The organism is Paenibacillus albiflavus (assembly GCF_004344915.1).
In the GTDB taxonomy this organism is placed as follows: domain Bacteria; phylum Bacillota; class Bacilli; order Paenibacillales; family NBRC-103111; genus Paenibacillus_AM; species Paenibacillus_AM albiflavus.
This window is the reverse complement of record NZ_SKFG01000015.1, coordinates 1-22,028: the sequence shown is the minus strand read 5'-3', so window position 1 is coordinate 22,028 and position 22,028 is coordinate 1. Positions and strand designations below refer to the sequence as shown.

14 protein-coding genes are annotated in these 22,028 nt (G+C 44.3%); 9 read left to right on the top strand and 5 right to left on the bottom strand.

Annotated features, from left to right (window positions below):
* Positions 1-146: 146 nt before the first annotated feature.
* The 4 genes from E0485_RS15280 (at position 147) to E0485_RS15265 (ending at position 5,578) form a co-directional block, all read left to right on the top strand.
* A complete protein-coding gene (locus tag E0485_RS15280; protein WP_132418939.1) occupies positions 147-842 on the top strand; it encodes a response regulator transcription factor in 696 nt (231 codons plus the stop codon).
* Between the two features lie 20 nt (positions 843-862).
* The gene (locus E0485_RS15275; RefSeq protein ID WP_132418938.1) at positions 863-2,296 is read left to right on the top strand and encodes a HAMP domain-containing sensor histidine kinase; all 1,434 of its coding nucleotides are present in this window, start codon (positions 863-865) and stop codon (positions 2,294-2,296) included.
* Positions 2,297-2,396: 100 nt separating this feature from the next.
* Positions 2,397-3,164, top strand: a complete 768-nt coding sequence (locus E0485_RS15270) for an ABC transporter ATP-binding protein (RefSeq protein WP_132418937.1) — start codon at positions 2,397-2,399, stop codon at positions 3,162-3,164.
* Positions 3,165-3,169: 5 nt separating this feature from the next.
* Entirely contained in the window at positions 3,170-5,578 is a 2,409-nt protein-coding gene (locus E0485_RS15265; protein WP_132418936.1) for an ABC transporter permease, read from the top strand.
* A gap of 191 nt (positions 5,579-5,769) precedes the next feature.
* Here E0485_RS15265 and E0485_RS15260 read toward each other — a convergent pair whose 3' ends face one another.
* Together E0485_RS15260 and E0485_RS25165 are read right to left on the bottom strand one after the other, a co-directional pair.
* Entirely contained in the window at positions 5,770-6,549 is a 780-nt protein-coding gene (locus E0485_RS15260; RefSeq protein ID WP_268957586.1) for an alpha/beta hydrolase, read from the bottom strand.
* Positions 6,550-7,269: 720 nt separating this feature from the next.
* Positions 7,270-7,416 (bottom strand): hypothetical protein, encoded by a 147-nt coding sequence (locus E0485_RS25165; RefSeq protein ID WP_165921200.1) that lies wholly within the window; start codon positions 7,414-7,416, stop codon positions 7,270-7,272.
* Between the two features lie 268 nt (positions 7,417-7,684).
* Between E0485_RS25165 and E0485_RS15255 the strand changes: the two genes are divergently transcribed.
* From E0485_RS15255 to E0485_RS15235, 5 genes are all read left to right on the top strand, one after another.
* Positions 7,685-9,643, top strand: a complete 1,959-nt coding sequence (locus E0485_RS15255; protein ID WP_132418934.1) for a putative thiazole-containing bacteriocin maturation protein — start codon at positions 7,685-7,687, stop codon at positions 9,641-9,643.
* On the top strand, positions 9,640-11,583 hold the full coding sequence (locus tag E0485_RS15250; protein WP_132418933.1) for a TOMM precursor leader peptide-binding protein: 1,944 nt from the start codon (positions 9,640-9,642) through the stop codon (positions 11,581-11,583). The genes E0485_RS15255 and E0485_RS15250 overlap by 4 nt, the downstream gene beginning before the upstream one ends.
* A 53-nt stretch (positions 11,584-11,636) precedes the next feature.
* Positions 11,637-13,217, top strand: a complete 1,581-nt coding sequence (locus E0485_RS15245) for a SagB family peptide dehydrogenase (RefSeq protein WP_132418932.1) — start codon at positions 11,637-11,639, stop codon at positions 13,215-13,217.
* Positions 13,218-13,528: 311 nt separating this feature from the next.
* Positions 13,529-14,425 (top strand): alpha/beta hydrolase, encoded by an 897-nt coding sequence (locus E0485_RS15240; RefSeq protein WP_132418931.1) that lies wholly within the window; start codon positions 13,529-13,531, stop codon positions 14,423-14,425.
* A 315-nt stretch (positions 14,426-14,740) separates the two neighbouring features.
* Positions 14,741-16,474, top strand: coding sequence for a methyl-accepting chemotaxis protein (locus E0485_RS15235; RefSeq protein ID WP_132418930.1), 1,734 nt, complete (start codon positions 14,741-14,743; stop codon positions 16,472-16,474).
* A 30-nt stretch (positions 16,475-16,504) separates the two neighbouring features.
* Here the strand turns inward: E0485_RS15235 and E0485_RS15230 are convergent, their stop codons facing one another.
* The 3 genes from E0485_RS15230 to E0485_RS15220 form a co-directional block, all read right to left on the bottom strand.
* Positions 16,505-17,122, bottom strand: a complete 618-nt coding sequence (locus E0485_RS15230) for a DUF1796 family putative cysteine peptidase (RefSeq protein ID WP_132418929.1) — start codon at positions 17,120-17,122, stop codon at positions 16,505-16,507.
* A gap of 341 nt (positions 17,123-17,463) precedes the next feature.
* Positions 17,464-19,941 (bottom strand): CoA-disulfide reductase, encoded by a 2,478-nt coding sequence (cdr, locus tag E0485_RS15225; protein ID WP_132418928.1) that lies wholly within the window; start codon positions 19,939-19,941, stop codon positions 17,464-17,466.
* Between the two features lie 246 nt (positions 19,942-20,187).
* On the bottom strand, positions 20,188-22,028 hold a 1,841-nt coding region (locus E0485_RS15220), incomplete at its 5' end, for an S-layer homology domain-containing protein (protein ID WP_132418927.1).

The window sequence follows — 22,028 nt, the reverse complement described above, 5'->3', positions numbered from 1 at the left end:
TTAAGCAGAATCTTCAAATATCAAACTCACCATGATCATACCTCTTGGCCAATTTGAAATGACTTCCGGAAAAGTGGTTGTATCAGATCTCTGTTATGACCTGAACGCGGATTTGTAAATTATAAATACATAGCGGAGATTAAACGATGAATCGACCAAGTAAAATACTCGTAATTGAAGATGAAAAAGATATATCCCGTGTTTTGAAAGATTACATAACGATCAGTGGATATGAGGTATTGGTTGCTGAGAACGGTCAGGATGGATTGAATTTCATAGACATCTTGTCCCCCGATTTTATTATTTTGGATATCATGCTTCCGGATGTGGACGGGATCGAGCTCTGCCGCCAAATTCGCGAGACATGCGATACGCCGATTCTAATTTTGAGCGCTAGAGGCAGCGATACGGATAAGGTACTTGGACTCGGATTTGGCGCGGATGATTATATGACAAAGCCGTTTTCTCTAAGCGAGCTCGTCGCCAGAATTAACGCCCATTTGCGGAGAGGAAGCATGGAAAATAAGCCAAAGCAAGATGAATTGCTGCAGTTTGGGAGCCTTATCATTGATAAAAAAGCCTACAAGGTAACCATTGAAGGCCAAGAAATTTCGTTATCTGCCAAAGAATTTGAACTGCTGTACTACTTATCGAAACATAAGAATCAAGTGTTCTCCAAAAGTCAGCTATTAGACGCAGTATGGGGATACGAAACACTTGGAGATGAAAGCACAATAACTGTTTATATTCGAAGATTGCGAGAAAAGCTGGAGCCGGACCCTTCAAATCCAATGTATATTAAAACGGTCTGGGGCGTTGGCTACAAATTCAGCTCGGATTAGGTCAGGGGATGGGGACTACCATGTATGTAAGCCGTTGGTTAAAAAAGTGGATTTGGGCCGTATGCTTATGCCTTGTCATCGTGATCAGCTGTGGAGCGTACATCATATGGATCGGGAAAGAAGACAATGTTCAGACGAACTATGTCATTAATCAAGTGCGTATCAAGGTCAACGATATGATGTTATTTCTTGAAGAAAATCATAAAACGATCGCTACGGATGCGACATTACAACAAAACTTGCTAAAGATGAGTGAAAATAGCGGTGCACGCCTTCTGTTTGCACAGTTGGATGGCAGAGTTATTTTTAATTCCGCACCTGAAACGAAGGTCCAAACCATCGATTTAAGGACTTCTCTTCATTATGATTTATATGATTCGAAGGTAGATAAGGATCTTTTCAAAATTGCTTTTCCAGTCATCAACCCAGAAACACAAACTCAAATTGGAAACGCCATTTTTACATTGCCAGCAGCACTTGTCATCCCAAAACAATCACATCATGCTCTCCTTTTTACTCTCCTCCTGATGGTGACATGTTTACTGTTGGTATTCATTTTATTGTGGTTCCTTAGAAGGAAAATCAACAACGACACCATCCGGCCCATTCAAAAATTAAAATATTATTCAGAAGCGATTCTAAAGGGAGATTACGAGCACAAAGCGGAGTATGGCCGTATGGACGAAATCGGGGAAGTTTACGCCATGTTCGAGCAAATGAGGCTGGAAATCATACATCTTAACAAACGAAGAGATGAGCAAGATAAGGCCCAGAAAGAGCTGGTGTCGAATTTATCCCATGAACTCAAGACCCCTTTGACTACGATCAATGCATACCTTGAGGCCATACGTGCAGGCATTTGTCCCGATATGGAATCGGTAATGGAATATATTCAAGTGATGCAGACCAATACGCATAAAATGACCGTGCTTTTGGACGACCTGCTCTTGCATGCATTAAAAGAATTAGGGCAAATTTCAGTCCATAGGACAGAGCAATACAGTAAAGAGATCCTGCTGCAAATCCTTAAGCCGATGGGTCACAACGTTCGTACGTCAGGTATTATCTTTATCGAACCCGCAGAGATTCCCAATGTGCTCATCAACGTGGACGCGAACCGGCTGGAGCAGGTTATTTCCAATCTCATTGCGAATGCCTTGAAGCATACATCCCCGGGAGATTCCATCCGAATTAGCATTGAACAGGAGCTGGAGCGGCTCATCATCACAATCTCAGATACGGGAAAAGGAATTCTTCCACAGGACATGCCGTTTATTTTTGAACGTTATTTTAAAGGGCATGCTGGCGGTGGGGCTGCTAAAGCCAAAAATGAGGGTTCGGGGTTGGGCTTGTCCATATGCAAATATATTATTGAAGCGCATAAAGGTTCGATTTCCTTTAAAAGCACCCCGGGGCAAGGAACAACCTTTTATTTTTCCATTCCATTATGCTGATTCTCCGCTTGTAATACTTTATTAATAATCTGATAAGCAGCATGCAAGAAATGCCCTTTACAATGACAAATATACTGAAATTGCAGGAGGGCTTGAATAGATGACAGATAAAAAAACGATAATTCATGCAGCAAACCTATGTAAAACGTACTCTACCAGCAGCGAGCAATATCATGCCATTCGTAATGTGGATATCGAAATTTACCAAGGAGATTTTACGGTCATTATGGGGAATTCCGGCTCAGGAAAATCTACCTTGATGTATCTTCTGAGTGGACTGGATAGCGTGACGGCTGGAGAGGTGTATTATCGAGAGCAGCGCATCGATACCTATAGCGAAAAGAAAATGGCGGATTTTAGGGCACGGAAAATCGGATTTATTTATCAGGGGATTCATTTGGTGCCAGATCTCACTTTTTTGGAAAACATCGCATTACCCGGCTATATCACCGGTAATAAGAAAAATGAAGTGAAGAATAAGGCGCTTTCGCTGATGGAAGCGGTGCAGATTGGGAGCCTGGGCCAACGCTTGCCGGCGCAAGCTTCGGGGGGACAGCAGCAGCGGGCGGCTATTGCAAGGGCGCTCATTAACTCTCCGGAGGTCATTTTTGCCGATGAACCGACAGGCAGTTTGAATTATGACCAAGGCGTCGCGATATTGGATATTTTAACGGAGATGAATCGTCAAGGGCAATCGGTTGTCATGGTTACGCATGATATCAAAGCGGCTTGCCGGGCGGATCGGCTCATTTTCATCCAGGACGGCAAAGTTGGCGGCATTCTGGAATTTGATAAATATGAGCCTGGCAATGAGGACATTCAGGACAGAGAAAAAATCATATTTGCTTATGTGTCAGGGAAGGAGTGACTGTGATGAATGCGGTCTGGACTCTTTTCCGATCTAACGTAAGAACGAAGAAGCTGCAAAACGGGCTTACAACATTGCTCATTTTGTTATCTGCGCTGATGTTGTCGACATCCGTGATTGTGATCTCAAATACGCAAAATTTATTTACGGACATGCATAACAAAACGAACGGTTCCCATCAAATTTTAACTTTAGAACGTGGCCTGCATGATCCGAAACAGTTTAAGCAATGGTGGGACGAGCAGCAAGGTGTTACGGCGTCCGAACTGATGCCCTATCGAAATTTATCCGGAATTATTCATCAAGGAAAAGAAATCAATAAAACCTTGTATATGATGGATACGCCGAAACTTCCCTTTAAGGTTGATAAGCTGGTCTGGGCTCAAGGAGAAGAAAGAAGCACTCCTGAAGCCGGAACCGTATGGATACCCACTTCACTCTCTTATTCCAACGGAATTAATGTTGGTGATAAAGTTAGCTTTAAAACAGGCCAGGGTATATTTGAGTTAAAGGTAGCGGGCGTAGTCGTGGATATTCCTTATGGTGCTCCGTTTACAACAAATGCCCGCATTTGGATGAACTCGCAGGATTATGAAAAGCAGTTTCAGTCCATGCAAGGAAAAGACATGTATATGATGGGGCTTCGGTTCGCAGATTACGACGCAAATACACAGTATTGGAAACTCTTCGAGCAGAAGTTCGGAACCCCAAACCTTGAATCTAAGGACAGTTTCGAATCGATATTTTCATTTTATTTGATTATGAATAAAATGATCGGATTCGTAATGATTTTTCTTGGAGTTGTCATGCTGCTTGTGGCGCTATTCACGATTGGGTTCACAATTTCTGACGCGATATTGGCTAACTATCGAACGATTGGCATATTGAAAAGCTGTGGCCTATCTTCGGCTGGAATTATCGCTACTTACATGTCTCAATATGCTTTGCTTTCGATCGTCGGCATTATTCCCGGACTAACTTCCAGTCATTTTTTATCCAAAATCATTGTGGAGAGTTCCCTTTCATCTTTGAAAACAAGCCGTTCAAATCTGGCGATGCAAGGCAATGTTATGGCTATAGTAGTGGGAATATCCGTATTTTTACTTGTCATTTTATGCGTGTTGATTTATGCCAATAAAGCCCGTTCCGTACAGCCTGTGCAAGCGATCCGATATGGCATGTCTGAAATGGATAACAGCAAGCGGACAAGACGTTTAAGTACTGATGGAACGCACCAGCTTGGATTCGATCGTTTTCCAGTAATGCTCACCATTGGGTTTCGTAATGTTCTGAAAAATGTAAAATCTTCTCTCTTAATGCTCGTTCTTACAACGATTACGTCAGCTGTCCTTGTATTCGGATTTGTCCTATTATATAGCATCATTGCCATACCGAAGACGGCGTCCTTATGGGGATATGATAATTCAAATATCGCTGTAACCATCTTTAATGAATCAGCTTTTTCGCACAATCAATTTGAAAAAGACATGCGGTCCGACCCTAGAATCAAAAACTTCGGATGGTATAAATATATTTCAGGAGTGATTGCCTCAGAAAAATCCGAGGACTCTGGAACGGCAGACGCACCATCCATGAATGTATATATAAGCGTCGCTGGCGGGAGTTATGATCAGGCGGGATTTTCTGTATTCAAAGGTACCAACCCTCAACACAAAAACGAGATAGCCATTGGAGTTAATATTTCCAAGAAGCTGAATAAAGACATTGGGGATGTCATGGAAGTATACATCAATGGGAAGAAGCATTCCCTTATGGTTACGGGGATTTATCAATCCATCGCTAACATGTCTTATTCCGCAAGGATAACAGCCGATGTGATCTCAGGGGAAAACTTCGGGAACAGCAATGATGAAGTGTGTTTTGTCAATTTGCATGATAGCACCCAATCCGATCAAGTCGTACGCGAGATCAATGAGCAATATAAGGAAGCTCTCTCCGCAGTGACACAGAAAACGTTAATCGATTCCGTATTTACGGAGGCAGTTGGGATGCTTATTTTGCCGATGAGTATCATGGACTTGATATTTATTGTGGTCACTTGCATCATCATCTATAGCACTTGCCGTATCAATATTAGAAAAGAGAGCAAAACCTATGGCATTTATAAATCGATTGGCATGACCGCAAATCGAATCCGAATGTCGGTAGCCATGGGAATCGCGGCTTTATCCGTCATCGGGGCGATCATCGGCATTTGTGCCGGAATATATATCCTGCCGATCATACTGGAACAAATCCTGGCCGACTATGGGATTGTAAAACTCCCCCTTGTTATGCACTGGGGCGGTATTCTTCCTATTGCCTTCATCAGTATCGTATCCGCGGTGTTTGGTTCATGGTTATCAACGAGAGTGATTGCCAAAACAGCCCCTAGAATACTAGTGATAGAGTAGAGCTGCAGAAATCATATTGGGTTAGAGCGCGCCTGCGTTCTGACCCAATTTCTTAGATGACAGACGTTGCTTAAGATGCTGTTTGAGGCACCTCCCCAAACATCCGAATCATCATACTACGGTGAATTCCACAACCGATTGAGGTTGTGGATTTTTACGTTTCTTAGGTCTGATAGATGCAGCACTTGTGACTATTTGCCTTGCAGGAAGGTATCCGTTTGTTCGATCAGCTCGTCACGATGCTTTTCATAGAGCGCCCAATGGGTGGCATCCTTAATCACGACTTCCTTTTTATTCTTTGCCTTCGTCAGCTTATTGATTAAGCCGGGATCCGCAAAGATGTCCAAATCTCCCCTAATAATAAGAACAGGGGCTTGGATTGCTCCAGCGTCGAAAATTGCCCTGTTGCTCCAAATCTCATACAAGTCGACTAGCGGCCCCATAGGACGCTGTACCGCATGATTGTCGCGTGAGCTGCTCGCAGGATCGCTGGCGTTAAATACTTGCTTGACCGCTTCCCATGCTTTCGGCTCGACCAGATCTTTTCCGTTCAGCATCATATGCCAATGATGGATCGCCTTCTCCCAATCGATTATTTGATACGCAGGCATTGCCGCGTTAATGACTCCCGGCTTGTCCGGCGCTTCGTATGTTTTGGCCATGGATGGCAGTTCAAAACCGTGCATCGCGCCGTACAGGACAAGCTTTTCTACGCGGTCCGGATTTTGCGCGGTATACATACCGCCGACGACTGCGCCCCACGACCAACCTACAATGCTAATTTTATCTACCTTACGCTGCTGGCAAATGTATTCTACAACTGCGGCCAGATCTTTCACCCCATCAGTCGCACGGACGACCGGTTTATTTGACTGTGGAGGCTGCTGCATGGCTGCCGGTCTAGTAGAGTGGCCATAGCCGCGGAAATCCATGGCCCAAGTGTCGTATCCTTTTGATGAAAAATCATCCATCCAAGAGTATTCCGGAACATCGAACGCTTCCGCTGTAGGCACGCTGAAAGGTTCAAGAAACAGTACTACTTTGTTTGGTTGTAACGTTTTACCGTTATCGGTTGCCGTTTTATGCCGTACGTAAAGCTCGATACCCTGCTCCTGGCTAGGGATTTTTGTTTCCGTTAGTTCAATTTTCTGTTTGGCGGGGCTAGCCTCTGACGAACAGCCGCTAACAGCAACAGTTAGAAAGGCTACCGCTGTTAGAATCGAAAGAGAATTGCAAATTTGGAACGAATCAAAGGTGACTCTCCTTTATTATGGTTTGCAGTTGCGTCAACAATTGTACCGTGCTTCTAGGAAAGATAGGACCACCCGATCGGGCTATATTGGTGACAGAAGTTTATATTTTTTTTGAAAATTGTATGTCATACGAAGAAAAACAAACTATAGGCATTTAGATCAGTAACAAGAGCGGAGTCCGATTCATATGTTGTCATTGAGTATTAGAATTGGCAGATCTCACAGGGGCAGTTGGTTCTTGAAATATAAGAAAGTCTAAAAGTAAATTTCATACTTAGCTTATATTTCTTGCAGTTATTGCTGCCAGCAAAACAATTAATAAAAAATGGAGGTAAGAGTATGAATGAATTTCAAAATGATTTAGCGAAATTGAATGTTTCCCAAATTAAGGCGAGTGAGGCGACTCCTTGGAACGGTCAAAACGAAGAATCAGCTCGTCTATGCTTCTTTTCTTGTTTTAATTGCTTCCGTTGCTTCAACTGCTCCAATTGCTTCAACTGCTCCAATTGCCACAACTGCTCCAATTGCCATAATTGTAGTAACTGTCACAACTGCTTCAATTGTCATAACTGCCATAACTGCCATAACTGTCACCGTGGAGGACAATAAGGTGTTTGTTGCCGATAAGGCTGCTTAATGAGAAAAGTAAGGCACCTGAATCAATTCACCCCCTAAATCGATATTAGAAAAACTCTAGGTTAATCTAATCTAATTAGGGGGTGTTATGTGTTGGCAACGAAAGGACAGAAGTTTAAACGTTACAGACATGAGGGACAAATAGCTGTACATAAGATTATTTGTGAAGTGATAAGTGTTGAGGCAGATTGAGAACAGCTAACGGAGGAGGTATAGAATGACAAATTTAAACCCTTCCATGCGTCTAAAGGTGAAAAGGGATACTTTTTTTCTCCCTGATTTGAGCGGTGTGTATTTTCGAAACAATGCAAGCTCGTTCCGCATGGAAGGTGAGGCGATCGATCAGTGGATTGAAAAGCTGATACCGATATTCAATGGGGAGTATAGATTGGGGGATTTGACAGACGGATTGCCGGACCAACACCGGAACCAGGTATACGAAATTGCAGAAGTTTTGTATCGTAACGGCTTTGTTCGGGATGTGAGCCATGATGCTCCACATCAATTGTCAGAAGAGGTTCTCAAAAGGTATGCTTCTCAAATTGAGTTTTTGGATCATTTCGGTGATTCGGGTGCGTATCGGTTTCAGTCTTATCGTCAAGCCAAAGTATTGGTGGTCGGTTCTGGTCCATTTCTGATCTCGGCAATTTCTGCGCTGCTTGAATCCGGGTTACCCAAGTTTTATTTCCTCGTCTCGGGTTCGGATTCTACTAATCGGCAACGGATAGCAGAAAAGGCGGTACATGCCCGTAAAACAGATTCCGAGGTGGCAGTTGAGGAGGTTACCTTGCAGAAGGAGGAAGGGTGTTGTTGGCGGGAGACTGTGAGGCCATTTGATTCGATTTTGTTCGTGTCACGGGAGGACGATATCGAGGGACTTCAAGCTCTTCATACCGCTTGCAGGGAGGAGAAGAAGGTGTTTCTTTCTGCTGTATGCTTGCAACAAGTGGGTCTGGCGGGACCGCTAGTGCATCCGGATGCCCAGGGATGCTGGGAGTCAGCATGGCGTCGCATACACCAATCTGCGATTTCTAAAGACCCGCAATTGCACACCTTTTCTTCCACAGCGGGAGCGATGTTGGCAAATGTCATTGTGTTTGAATTATTCAAAAAGTTAACAGGAGCGAACGATTCGGAACAGAATAATCGATTTTATCTGTTAGATCTGGAGACTTTGGAAGGAAAGTGGCATTCCTTCATGCCTCATCCGCTTGTGACTGGACTTAGCATACCTGAATGGATTGATGATATCGATCTTCAGCTTGAACGGAGATCCAACACAAGTGAGAACGGATTGATTCCTTACTTCAGCCGATTGACATCGGCGGAATCAGGAATTCTTCATGTTTGGGAGGAAGGGGATTTAAAGCAGCTACCACTCTCTCAGTGTCGCGTTCAAGCAATCGATCCGCTATCGGAAGGACCGGCTGGGCTGCTGCCGGACATGATTTGTACCGATCTGACGCATGAGGAGGCGCGGCGAGAAGCGGGGCTAGTTGGGATTGAAGCATATGTGTCGAGAATGGCCCGTCTGCTCGTTTCTATGCTGTCTTCCCATCAGGGAGTAGAGGGCAGAAGGATAGAAACGCAGGAGTTTATTGGCATAGGAGCAGGCGAAACGGTTGCGGAAGGTATTTGCCGAGGGTTGCAAAGGTGTTTGGATGAAGTACTGGACACGCAGCAGGCGTATCAGTTGCCTTTTGTCTCCCGAGTACAGTTAGGTACGGTAGAAGATAAACATTGCCTTTTTTATTTGAAGGCATTGACGACAATGAAGGGAGAGCCGATGATCTCCATTGGAGAGGAAGTGTTCGGATTTCCTGTGGTATGGATCGGTACGAGGGATGGTTGGTATGGCAATGTAGGCTTAAATGTGACAATGGCTTTACGCAAGGCATTACTACAGGCTCTGCTAGCAGCACAAAACCAACCGGATTGCCACAAAACGCAAGCGTTGGAGTTTTCATCTTTGCATCTGGAAGAACAGGTGCCAATAAGGCTCGAGATCCCTGCATGTGAAGCAACGTCACAACCAGAGGTTCTACAGTCCGCCTTGCAGGTTTTGAATCGGAACAGTAAGAGGCTCTTTGTCCTCGATTTGGCAGTAGAACCATTTTTGAAGGAGGAAATAGCAGGGGTGTTTGGTGTGGTGCTGCGAGAGGAGGGATCCCGGTGAGCGGTATCATTGTGATTATTGGAGAAGGGGTGTTGGCAGACTGCGTGTATGGGGAACTGTCAGCCCAATTTGAGGTCGTTCGTCAGATCGATTTCGAGGCAGGAGTGCCTGAAACGGTGGATTTGGTTCTGGTGTTGCACGATGCTTGGCATCCTTACGCTCATCAAAAAGCAGAAAAGGTGCTGCAGCCAGCCGGCATACCTTGGCTATGCGGATTCGTTCAATTTGGCGAAGGCGTGATCGGACCGTTGGTTAGTCCGGGCACACAAGGTTGCTCCCAGTGTGCAGACACACGGCGCCTCATGGCGGGACGTGAACGCAAAGAGATGCGGGAGCTGAAGCAGAGGTTGGTAACACATGGGGGGATGCCACGTGATGCATGGGCGTCTCGTACAGGAATTTTTCAGGTCGCTCACTTGCTGGTAGAAGAGACACGAAGGGTGTTACAAGGCAAGACGGTTCAATTGGCAGGGAAGGTGTATTTGATCAACTTGAAAACGCTGGAGAGCACACTTCACCTCATTCTCCCTGACCCGTTGTGTCTGGTTTGTAGTCAATTACCTGATGATTCATCGACAGCAGCCCATATTTCCCTGCAACCAAGCCCTAAGATTAGCGCAGACAGTTACCGCTGCCGCGGGGTGGATGAATTGAGTAAATTTTTGACCAAAGACTATCTGGACTACCGGACCGGCTTTTTGAATGGAAAAATGGTTAACCTTAAGTCAACATTTGCCGATATGAGTGTGAATTTACCGTTGTTCGCAGAGGATGTGGGAACTGCAGGACGGACTCATTCATATGCAACGAGTGAGTTGACCGCTATATTGGAGGGGCTAGAGCGGTACTGCGGTTTGGCACCCCGAAGTAAACGGACGGTAGTCCACGATAGCTTCCGCAACCTGAAAGATCAAGCACTTGATCCTGTTAAAGTAGGGGTGCATACGGAGGAACAATATGCCCAGCCGGGCGCTCCTTTTACAAGGTTTAATCCTGATCAACCGATCAATTGGGTATGGGGCTATTCGTTTTTACAAGAGCGTCCAATTTTAGTTCCGGAGCAGCTCGCCTATTACAGCATGGGTTGTGGGCACAACTTTGTGTTTGAAACTTCCAACGGGTGTGCGTTAGGCGGAAGTTTGGAGGAGGCTATTTTTTACGGCATATTGGAAGTAGTGGAGCGGGATTCGTTTCTGATGACTTGGTATGCTCAGCTGCCTCTCCCGCGCCTTGACTTAAACTCCGTTAATGATCAAGAATTGCGATTGATGATCGACCGTTTACAGACAGTGGCGGGGTTTGATGTGCATTTCTTTAACTCCACGATGGAGAATGGGATTCCAAGTGTATGGGGAGTAGCGAAAAACAGGAAGCAAACAGGAGTGAATCTCATCTGTACGGCTGGAGCTCATCCGGACCCGGTACGGGCAGTGAAAAGTGCGGTACACGAGCTAGCCGGTATGGTACAGTCGCTTGACGAAAAATTGGATGCGAACCGGGAGGCGTATGTTAGAATGCTCCATGATTCATCTCTGGTGCAGCAGATGGAGGATCATTCACTGCTTTACGGATTGCCGCAAGCGCAGGAGCGCTTGCAATTTCTGCTGGATGAAAATCGCCCCTTGCGAACGTTTGAAGAGGAATTCGAGCGGGGGGCAAGGCATACTGATTTAACGGATGACCTTAAAGACATTCTTAATGCGTTCCACCGACTCAACCTCGATGTGATTGTGGTAGATGTAACAGCGCCGGAAATTAATCGAAATGGACTGCATTGCGTGAAAGTGCTGATCCCTGGGATGCTGCCGATGACATTTGGACATCACTTTACCCGCCTAGCAGGGTTAGAGAGGGTGCTCCGGATACCTGCGGAACTCGGGTACGTGAAGGAGCCACTTGAGCTAGACGATCTCAATCCATATCCGCATCCATTTCCATAGATATAAAAATGTGGCGTGGTTGACTACCATCGTTCATATAAGGAGGGACAAGGATGAGTCTGGAAGAGTTTCTGCATAATCTGCATTATGACATTGATAAGACCAAACCGCCGGACTTGGTGGTGGATTGGGAAGACGGACCGCTTGCATATAAGCTCTATCGCGGTTTGCCCGTGGTTCCGTTATCTCCAGAGGTACCGCTGACGCTCGAAGGCAGTGAAGCGTCGGTGAAGCCCGACCTTCGTCGATTGGGTCATTTTCTCTGGTACGTATTCGGGCTCACTCAATTGTCCCAGTCAGTCCTTGCCTCGAATTCCATGGTGCAAACCATGGGCCTGTTGCAGCTTTATCGGCGGTTTGCTCCCTCTGGGGGAGCGTTATATCCCAATGAATTATACGTGTATCTAAAAATAGAGGATTTGCCTGCAGGGGTATATCATTATGATGTGGCACATCATCGTTTGGTTTTGCTGCGAGAAGGTGACTTCGATTCCTACTTAGTAAGGGCACTTGGTTATCGCTGTGACGTGTCAGCATGCTTTGGTGCCGTATTTGTATCGAGCATGTTTTGGAAAAACTTTTTTAAATACAATAACTTTTCCTACCGCCTGCAAGGACTTGATGCGGGAGCGCTGATCGGGCAGCTTTTGGAAGTGGCCAAACGGTTTGGCTTTGCATCGGGGGTGTACTTCCAGTTTCTTGATCGAGCTGTGAATCATCTTCTCGGGGTATCCGAACAAGAGGAAAGCGTGTATGCGGTGATTCCGCTGTCGATGGAGTCTGGGATTTCATGTTTTGCCAATTGGAACGAGGGAGAGGAGGTTGTCTCGGCTACTGAATTATGCCTGGAGTTGCCAACGGTTCATCATGACCATTACGTCCGGTCCCGGAGGGTCAGGGAATTTCCGATGCTAATCAGAATGAACGAGGCTTCCATATGCGAATCACTTCAGTCGATACCGCGAATTAGGGAAGAGAAGATCGTTCACTGCGAGGATTCAGTGCTAACTCTGCCCCACGTGAAGCGGTTGGTGTATGATCTGGCGTCAGTGAGCCGAAAGCGGTATTCGCCGGACAGTGATTTTATAATGAGGAAGGTAAGCCAAGAGCAGTTGGCCTTACTGTTACAGGAGGCCACGGCTTCCTTCAGGTATTGGAATGATTTAGATGGAGATCATGCGAACTCTGTTTCCCGCGTCTCACTGTACGTATGTCTGTATAACGTTGATGGTATTCCAGAAGGTGCTTACCATTATGACAGCGCTGCTCATGCGTTACGATTAATACGTCGTGGGGATCATCGGCTTCAACTGCAGCAAGGAATGTCTTCCGATAATGTGAACCTGTTCCAAGTACCGCTATGCTTTCATATAGCAGGGTACAAGGATCACCTTACAACAACGATGGGGTATAGGGGATACCGCATCCAACAGATGGAAGCAGGGATGCTTGTACAGCGTTTACTGTTAGCAGCATCATCTATCGGGTTAGGGGGACATCCGCTCCTCGGATTTGATGCCCGATTATGTGATGAGATCTACAAGATGACTTCCCAAGGATTAACCAGCCTAATCCAAGTCCCGGTAGGACCCCATCGTCATAGCCCTCGTTTAACAGGAGGCTTGCATGGCTAGAAGATGTATGGGTAAAGCTTCTGTGAATATTATAGTCGTTTGAGACAGCAATTGAGATGCTATTAAAAAACATACGAATCAGCACGGCAAATTGTGGCTTTGCACAGCGACGGTTCGCCTCCACCATGAAAAGCCCGACCTCATGCGGTCCGGGCTATTGTTATGTTCAGTTTTATGGTTGGCTATTTTTTCATGATATGGTAATCTTACTGTAAATAAAGGTCATATCTAGTATTCAATAATTTACTTTTTCTAAAAGATAAGTTGAAGGTATGAGTCTGGATAAGCGGACTTGTTAGGAGATTGTAATTATGTTGGTTATTGCTAGAAAATTAGTTTTCGTTCTAGTTCTATCGTTCTTTATATCATTCGCGGTTTCCGGCTGTACGCTTTCCGTTCCTGCAAAAGAAACGGGAGGAGCAGAAGTCATGAAGGCCCATACCGACAAAATATCCTTGCACAGCGATGCGTTAAAGAAGGATATGAACGTAAATGTCTATTTGCCCGAAGGCTACTCTACCGAAAAACGCTACCCCGTGCTCTACCTGCTGCATGGACGGGAAGGAAACGAGAATACGTGGATCAAGGACATGGATGTGTCGAACAAGGCTACCGCATTAATCAGGGACAAGAAAATAAATCCGCTTATTATCGTCATGCCCAATTACAATAACAGCTATGGCATAAATTATTCGGAAGAGACGTATTCAAAGGCAGGAAGGCAATACGGGCGTTATGAAGATTATTTGACTAGAGAACTGATCGGTTATATCGATGCCCGTTACAGCACGATAGAATCAAAAGATGGCCGCTACATCGGCGGGGTCTCTATGGGCGGGTTCACTGCGCTCTTCCTTGCCTTTACGCATCAGGATCTATTCAGCAAAGCAGGCGGCCATAGTCCGGCCATGTTCATGGATTCGACGGATAAACTGAATTGGCTATTTAAGGACGAGGACATGCGCAAACGCACAGATCCGTTATTTCTTGTCGACGAAGTCGATCTGAAGCCACTACGGTTGTATGTGGATTACGGCGATCATGATATGAAGCATGTCATAGACTCCACGAATCAGCTGTACGAGAAACTGAAGAACAAGGGGGTCGACGTGAAGTTTCGAGCATCGTCTGGCGGGCATGACAAGTATTATTGGAAGGCGAATACGGAAGACTATCTGATGTTTTATGCAGGTTTGCAGGGCTCATGATAATCGCAGCAACGGTGCGGTTGCGCGAGATGGATTGTTCGACTCCCCTCGCCTCCATTTTGGAAACCCAGTCCCGATAAGGACTGGGTTTTTGTTATTCCTGAAATTGTAGACGGCTAGTAGACTTACTAACTTCGAGAACAAATGGTTAGCTATTACGCCCCTCGTTTTATTCGAGATACTCCATTAATGGTTATTCATCATTTGAGATAAATTTGTTATTTTTTGTAGGATTTCGTTAGAAGATGTCGAATAAGGATTCTATTCAACTAAATCTGATTTCTGGATTATTAAAACATCACAAGGGAGTTCATCATGAGAAGTAGCTTAAAGATTAAAATGTTAATGGTTTTTTCAATTCTACTTGTTATTTCGTGTTTTCTAATTAGCTTTTTTATTTACCGTTCATCATTAGATCTAGTGAAAGAGGTAGTTGGTCAGCAAAATTTAGCTATGATTGATCATGTAATCTCTAAGATAGATGATAAAGGTTATCAAATTTTAGAAATTGGTGCTAAAAAGGAAGGATATTATCAAGAATTACAAAAAGAACTAAGCTCTGTTAAAAAGTTTTATAAGGTATCAAGTTTGTATACGATGTCTCGTGTGAAGAATGGTGAAGACTACGAATACTACTATATGGTAGATAGTACGCCAAGTGAGGATTCAAAGATTGGTGTTAAAGAGGAATCGCCTGAATCCTATCCTCTAATGAAACAAGTATTTGAAACAGGGAAAATACAATTTCAGTTATCGAATGATGCACAATATGGTGCTGTATTAGCAATTTATGCTCCGATAAAAAATAATGCGGGAGAAGTGATTGGATTTGTGGGGGCAGATTTGGATGCCACAGATGTTTATGCACACATGGATGCCAATCAAATGAAAATTATTGCTATAACATTGATAGTCTTAATAGTGGGAATCTGCATTGTTTATTTCTTCACAGATTATTTAACGAAACCTATACGAAAATTAACATCACAAGTGAAAAAAGTTGGTAATGGTGATTTAACTGTTGTGATAGAAACAGGTCGAAAAGATGAAATTGGACTTTTAACACATGCATTTCAACAGATGATACTGGATTTACAAAATATCATACTCGGAATCAATGTTGGGTCCAAGCAGTTAATTGACACGACCAATTCAGTGGCAAAAAGTAGTGAGAAGGCAAGTGAAGCGATTAGCCATATTTCTGTGTCCATTCAGGAAGTATCGGCAGGTGCTCATGCACAGTATAAAAGCTCGGAGGAAAGCTCTGCTACATTAGAGCAAATGTCAGAGGGCATTCAACAAATTGCTGAAGCTTCTTCAAATGTATCTCAATTATCATCAACTAGCTTACAATATGTAGAGCTTGGAAATAGTAGCATTGAAAAAGTGATTCATCAAATGAATGTTATTCATCAATCTGTTCAATTATCGGCAAATGCAATAAAAAAACTCGAGAATCAATCAAACGAAGCTTCACTTATTATAAATATCATTCGTGACATTGCTTCACAAACGAATCTACTTGCATTAAATGCTGCGATTGAAGCAGCGAGAGCTGGTGAATCTGGAAAGGGCTTTGCTGTAGTAGCTGAGGAAGTTAGAAAGCTATCTGATCAATCGGAAACATCAGCTAATAGCATATCGGATTTGATTTCTAAAATAAATGTGGATACGAGTCTAACAGTACAAGCAATGAATGTTGTAACAGAAAATGTAGAAGACGGTATTCAAGCTGTTGAAGAAGCCGGAAAATCATTTGAAAGTATTCTTCATTCTATTCAAGGCGTAGTATCTCATACGAAACAAGTTTCTGTAACTTCAGAAGAAATGTCAGCATTCTCGGAGGAAATCACAGCAGGAGTAATGGAAACGACGATGCTTGCAAATAAGGCCGCAAAGGCAACAGAAAGTGTGGTCGACCGAACAATTGAACAAGAAAACTACAATCAAGATATCCTTCATACCGTTTTGAGGCTTAATAAAATGGCGGAAGAACTTGAAAAGACTGTTTCAAAGTTTGCTGTAGGTGTCAAAAATACAGACAAGTAGCCATTTCTAGTGAGGGGTTGAACTGGAAAGTCATGAATTAAGAAAGAACCCTTCCATAATGAGATCCCAATGATGGTCTGAGCCTCTCCAATCCTTGCCTGATGGAATTGTTACAGAAGAAACGCGCTGTAGTCCCCAATCGTCATAAATGACGCCCTTTCCCGATTGATTATGGAAATTAACTATGAGTATCCTGAAATCTTTGTGCGAAATGCCATATAAAGCTTGTTCCAGGAGCTGCGCCTCCGAGCTTGAAGTTTGTGTACGCAAGAAACAGACAGGGCCGGTTTTTATTGTTTTTAAAAATCTGGATATCCTACGGTCCATTTGCTCTTTAAACTGAGGGTACAGCTGGTTAGGATTATAAGGAACGGGGAAATCATGATACGAATCTACATGGTGTTCCATATCACGTAAAACATAATGATGATCGACTATGTTTATAAGACGCAAATTATTTAATTCCATAAATCCTTTGAACTTTGTCTTGACAAGGTGTGAAATTTTCGAGGAAGGAAAGGAAATAAACCAATCAAGTGGGCCACTAAATTTGCGAAGTTTTAATCTACTTAATTGATGCGCAGTCTGGCACGTTGCTCCAAGGCTGATAAATGCATGGTAAGTTCCTCTGTTTTGATTCCAATCCAAAGAACTTCACCTCAATTTCATATAATTGGGCGGATACATATCATTTGCCCTATTCTTTTCCTATTGTATGGGTATCTAGAAATTTAGCCTGTTCAAATGCCTAGATGATAATTTTTTGCTTGAGAAAAGATTCGTACTAAAGCATACGGATAGGATGGGGGCATGAAATATAGCGGCTACAAACCCAATAAGAAACGTAGTGATATTTCGTTGCACACTCATTGCAGAGCAAGACGGAAGACTGTTCTAACATAATAGAAAAGATGAAGCACCCGATTACCTAAGAAGGTTCGGGTGCTCATTTATTTGAAGTACTGTAGGTTTATAGTTACCTGATTCGATTAGATGAATAGATTCAGATTAGAATCGTCCGTCTTACCTAAATAGGTAGCTACACCTGCGATTTCTACTCCATCAATTAATTCCTCAGGCTTGATGCCCATAACATCCATGCTCATGGCGCAAGCGACAAAATGAACTCCAGCTGCACGAGCATTCTCGATTAAAGTATGAATGTCATCAACGTTCTTCTGTTTCATTACGTTTTTCATCATTTTCGTGCCCATGCCCATCATGTTCATGTTGGATAACGGTAATGCGTTTGCTCCTTTAGGCATCATCATTCCGAACATTTTCTCCATAAGGTCTTTATCGACAGAGGGTGCTTCTTCTCGTCTAAGAATATTTAATCCCCAGAAGGTAAAGAACATCGTCACTTCTTTACCCATTGCTGCTGCACCACAAGCAATAATAAAGGATGCCATCGCCTTATCAAGCTCACCGCTGAAGACAACGAATGTCGCTCCGTCTTTAGCAGTGGTGCTAGAGATTGAACATTCGCCTATTACGGCTTCTGTAGATCCCTTTTGAATCTGTACAACCGCCGCGTTATTCTCGAAGGTTGAGGATTGCAGCGTATTGCCTGTTTTCTTACACCATGCTTGAATGTCTTTGCTAAAGCCAGGATCAGTGGCTTTGATCTCAAGAACATCTCCAATCTTCATCCGATTCATATTCTCGGCTACTTTCATAATCGGGCCAGGACATTGCAGACCACAAGCATCGACTTGAATGCTTAGGGGCTCATGACTTGGTGAAACTTTGACTGCTTGGGTCACATTAGCTTCGCTAGTTCCGCTGTCCGAGATGGGCGCATCATCCATCTTCAACATTTTCCAATGTACACTTGAATACGTCTTATAGCCTCCATCGACATTGATCGCTCGGATTCCATGCTGCTGCAGGATACGTGTTGCCAGATAGCCACGCAAGCCTACCTGACAAGAAACGTATACCGGCTTATCTTTCGGCAATTCATCGACCCGATCACGGAGTTCTCCAAGTGGGATATTGATCGAACCTGGAATGATGCCCATTTCACGTTCAATCGGTTCACGAACATCAACTAATAGTCCACCCTGGGCTATGATCTCATCGATCTCGTGCCATTGCACAATTTCGGTATCGCCTTCCACGATATTGGATGCAACGTACCCTGCCATATTCACAGGATCTTTAGCAGAAGAGTATGGAGGTGCGTAGCTCAACTCTAGGTCGGGTAGATCCAGGACGGTTAATCCACCTTTAATCGCAGTCGCAATCACATCAATTCGTTTATCTACACCATCTCGTCCTACAGCTTGCGCCCCCAGAATGCGACCATTCTTCGGATCAAAAATTAATTTTAAGGAGATAGGCGTAGCTCCTGGATAGTACCCCGCATGGGAATTGGGATGAATGTGTATGGCGTTGTACTCCATACCTAGTCGGCGTAATGTTTTCTCGTTATTCCCTGTTGCCGCAACGGTAAGGTCGAAAATCTTTGCAATCGATGTGCCAAGCGTGCCTGGATAACGCACTTGGCGGCCATAGATATGATCCGCGACGATGCGCCCTTGACGGTTTGCAGGCCAAGCGAGCGGAATCATGGTCGGCTGCCCATTGATGAAGTCGGTTACTTCAATCGCGTCACCAATCGCATATATACTTGGATCTGCCGTTTGAAGTTCATCATTTACTTTGATCGTACCGCGTATTCCAAGCTCCAATCCTGCATCCTTTGCTAAGCTATTCTCCGGCTGAACACCGATCGCAAGAATTACCATATCCGCATCAATGGTTTGTCCACTGTTTAATACCACTTTCTTGCCTTGGGCTTCAAAGTGATGGACACCATCTTCCAAAATAAGATTCATGCCTTTATCAGCCATATGCTGATGAATCATCGATGCCATCTCATAATCCAATGGAGCCATGACCTGATTACCTAATTCAATGAGCGAAACCTGCATTCCGCGCTCGTGCAGATTCTCGGCCATTTCGACGCCAATAAATCCACCACCAATAACGACGGCCGATTTAGGGCTGTTATGGTCTACGTAATTCTTAATCCGATCGGTATCTGGAATATTCCGCAGTGTAAATAAGCTCTCTGCTTCCTCAATCCCTGGGATCGGGGGTCTCATTGGTTTGGCACCAGGAGATAGAATCAAGACATCATAGTTCTCTTCATAAGTCTCATCGGTATTTAGATTGTGGACACGGATTACTTTCCGTTCACGATCAATCGCTGTTACTTCGCTTCGATTGCGAATATCCAGATTGAATTTTTTGGACATACCTTCTACAGTTTGTACGAGTAGTGCTTCACGATTCTGGATGACTCCACCAATATAATAAGGCAAGCCGCAGTTAGCAAAAGATATATGCTCCCCCCTTTCAAACAAAACAATGTGAGATGTTTCGTCCAAACGTCTTAACCGTGCCGCTGCAGTTGCGCCTCCTGCAACTCCACCTACAATAACAATCTTCTTATTCATATTAAGTTCCTCCATTCGATAATTGATTGAAACAATATGAGATTAAAATCACAAAATACCGTATGGGGTATGTGAAAGTGTGTGCTGTATACCCATATGGGTATATTAAAAGATAATTTTCACTTTGTCAAACCAACAATTTTGCCTATGTGGCGTGTCTTGACACTCTCGATTTACGCTTTATTGTATATAAGACAGGCTGCGAGTCAAAAAGCTCGCAGCCTGATTTTTAAAGCGTTACATGCTTTACTTCGCTAGCAAATTGTAAAGCACCTGCGCCATTTCTGCCCTTGTAGTCGTGGCTGTTGGGGTGAGCATTCCGGCGTTGCCGACGATGCTTCCCGTTTCGACCAGCAGCGTGATGGCTTCTTTCGCCCAGGAGTCGATCAGACCGGCGTCGGTGATATCAGAGAGTGTCTTGCCGGAATTACCTTGCGGCAGTTTTTCGATGACATTCAAGGCATTATAGAGCAGGGTAAACAATTCCTGGCGTGTGATTTCCTTTTCTGGTGCGAACATATTGTTACCCACACCTGAGGATATGCCGAGCCGCATTGCCGCTGCAAGATAGCCGGTATAGTAAGTATTGCCTGCGTCGGAGAAATTATCCGCCGGATTAGTATCCGCAGCTATATTATATGATTTCATCAGCATTACAAGGAAATCTCCACGGATTAGTTTTGTATCAGGGCTGTAATTCCCGTTGCCTGTACCTGTGGTAATTTCCCTTGCGGCTATAAAGGAAACCGCTTTGCCAAACCACGTGCCTGCCGCCACATCCTTAAAGCTAACTTGATTGTAGCTTACAGCGTAGTAGCTGAAATGGGTGGTGGCAAAGGTCACGGTTCCTGTGACTGGGTCATAACGTCCGCTTGGTACGAAGACCGCTTTGCCGCTGCCGTCGATGTACCAGATAACAATGCTATCGGGATTTATTAGCTCGGCCGCTATAGGTGTATAGGGTATGGATATAATGACCGGTGCATTGGGATTATTCCACTCAATCTGCTTTCCGCCTATATTCACTGCCAATTGGATCAGTGGCCTATCACCTATGGCTGTTATTACGTTGTCAGGCATACCTGATTTATCGCCCCGTCCAATGGTAATTTCAGCTTTCTGTCCTTCTAAGCCCAAAATAACTGCCAACATATCCGCAGGAAGGGTTATCGTTCCTGCATTGGTATTGAAGACCAAAGTACCTTTACTATCTGGCGTGGACAGGTAATCAACGGGAATCCCCAGGGTATAGGCATTCACACCAGGGATGGCAGGCATGGAGATAACAATTGTTTTTCCACCATTGGACATATATTTTGCCAAAGTTCCCAGGTCTACCGATGCGCTGCTGGTATCCATATTTGTAATAATAGGTAGGGTGGCCCCCGATATGCCGGTTCCTGATATAACCGCATAGTTTGTCGATGTGACAGGGGAATTTTTGCTACTGTTACTGCTACCGCCACTGTCGCCACCGCTACTGTCGTCACTATTGTTCATCCACTTAGCAAATAGGGTTAAGTTACCGGATACAGTATCTCTGCTGAAATTCCACGCGTTAGTATATGATGATTCCTTATACCAGCCAACAAATGTATAGCCTGATAATGTAGGTGCAACAGGTGCGGTTATTGTGGAGCCTGAAGTAACACCGCTTATCTTTGATACAGAACTACCACCCCGGGAGTCAAAGGTGACAGTATAGGTTGTTTGGGGAGTTACAGTTGCCGATGACGTATTGTTGCCTGTGTTTGGGTCAAACTGGTCAGCATGCGATATAGTCGCTGTGTTTGTTTGTGCAGCCGGTGAGACAACCATCACTTGGAGTGTGAGAGTTGCAGACGAAGCTTTTGTGACTGTTCCGACAGCCCAAACTCCTGTAGTGGAGTTGTAGGTTCCATGACTTGGCGTTGCAGAAACAAATTTGAGATCGGTTGGCAGCAAATCTCTTACTTCCACACCTGTTGCACTATCAGGCCCATTATTTGTAACAGTGACGGTGAAAGTTATAGTGTCTCCAACATTCGGTATTGCGTTATCCACAGTATTTGTGATGGAGAGGTCTGCCTGTTGGGGAGTTACAGTTT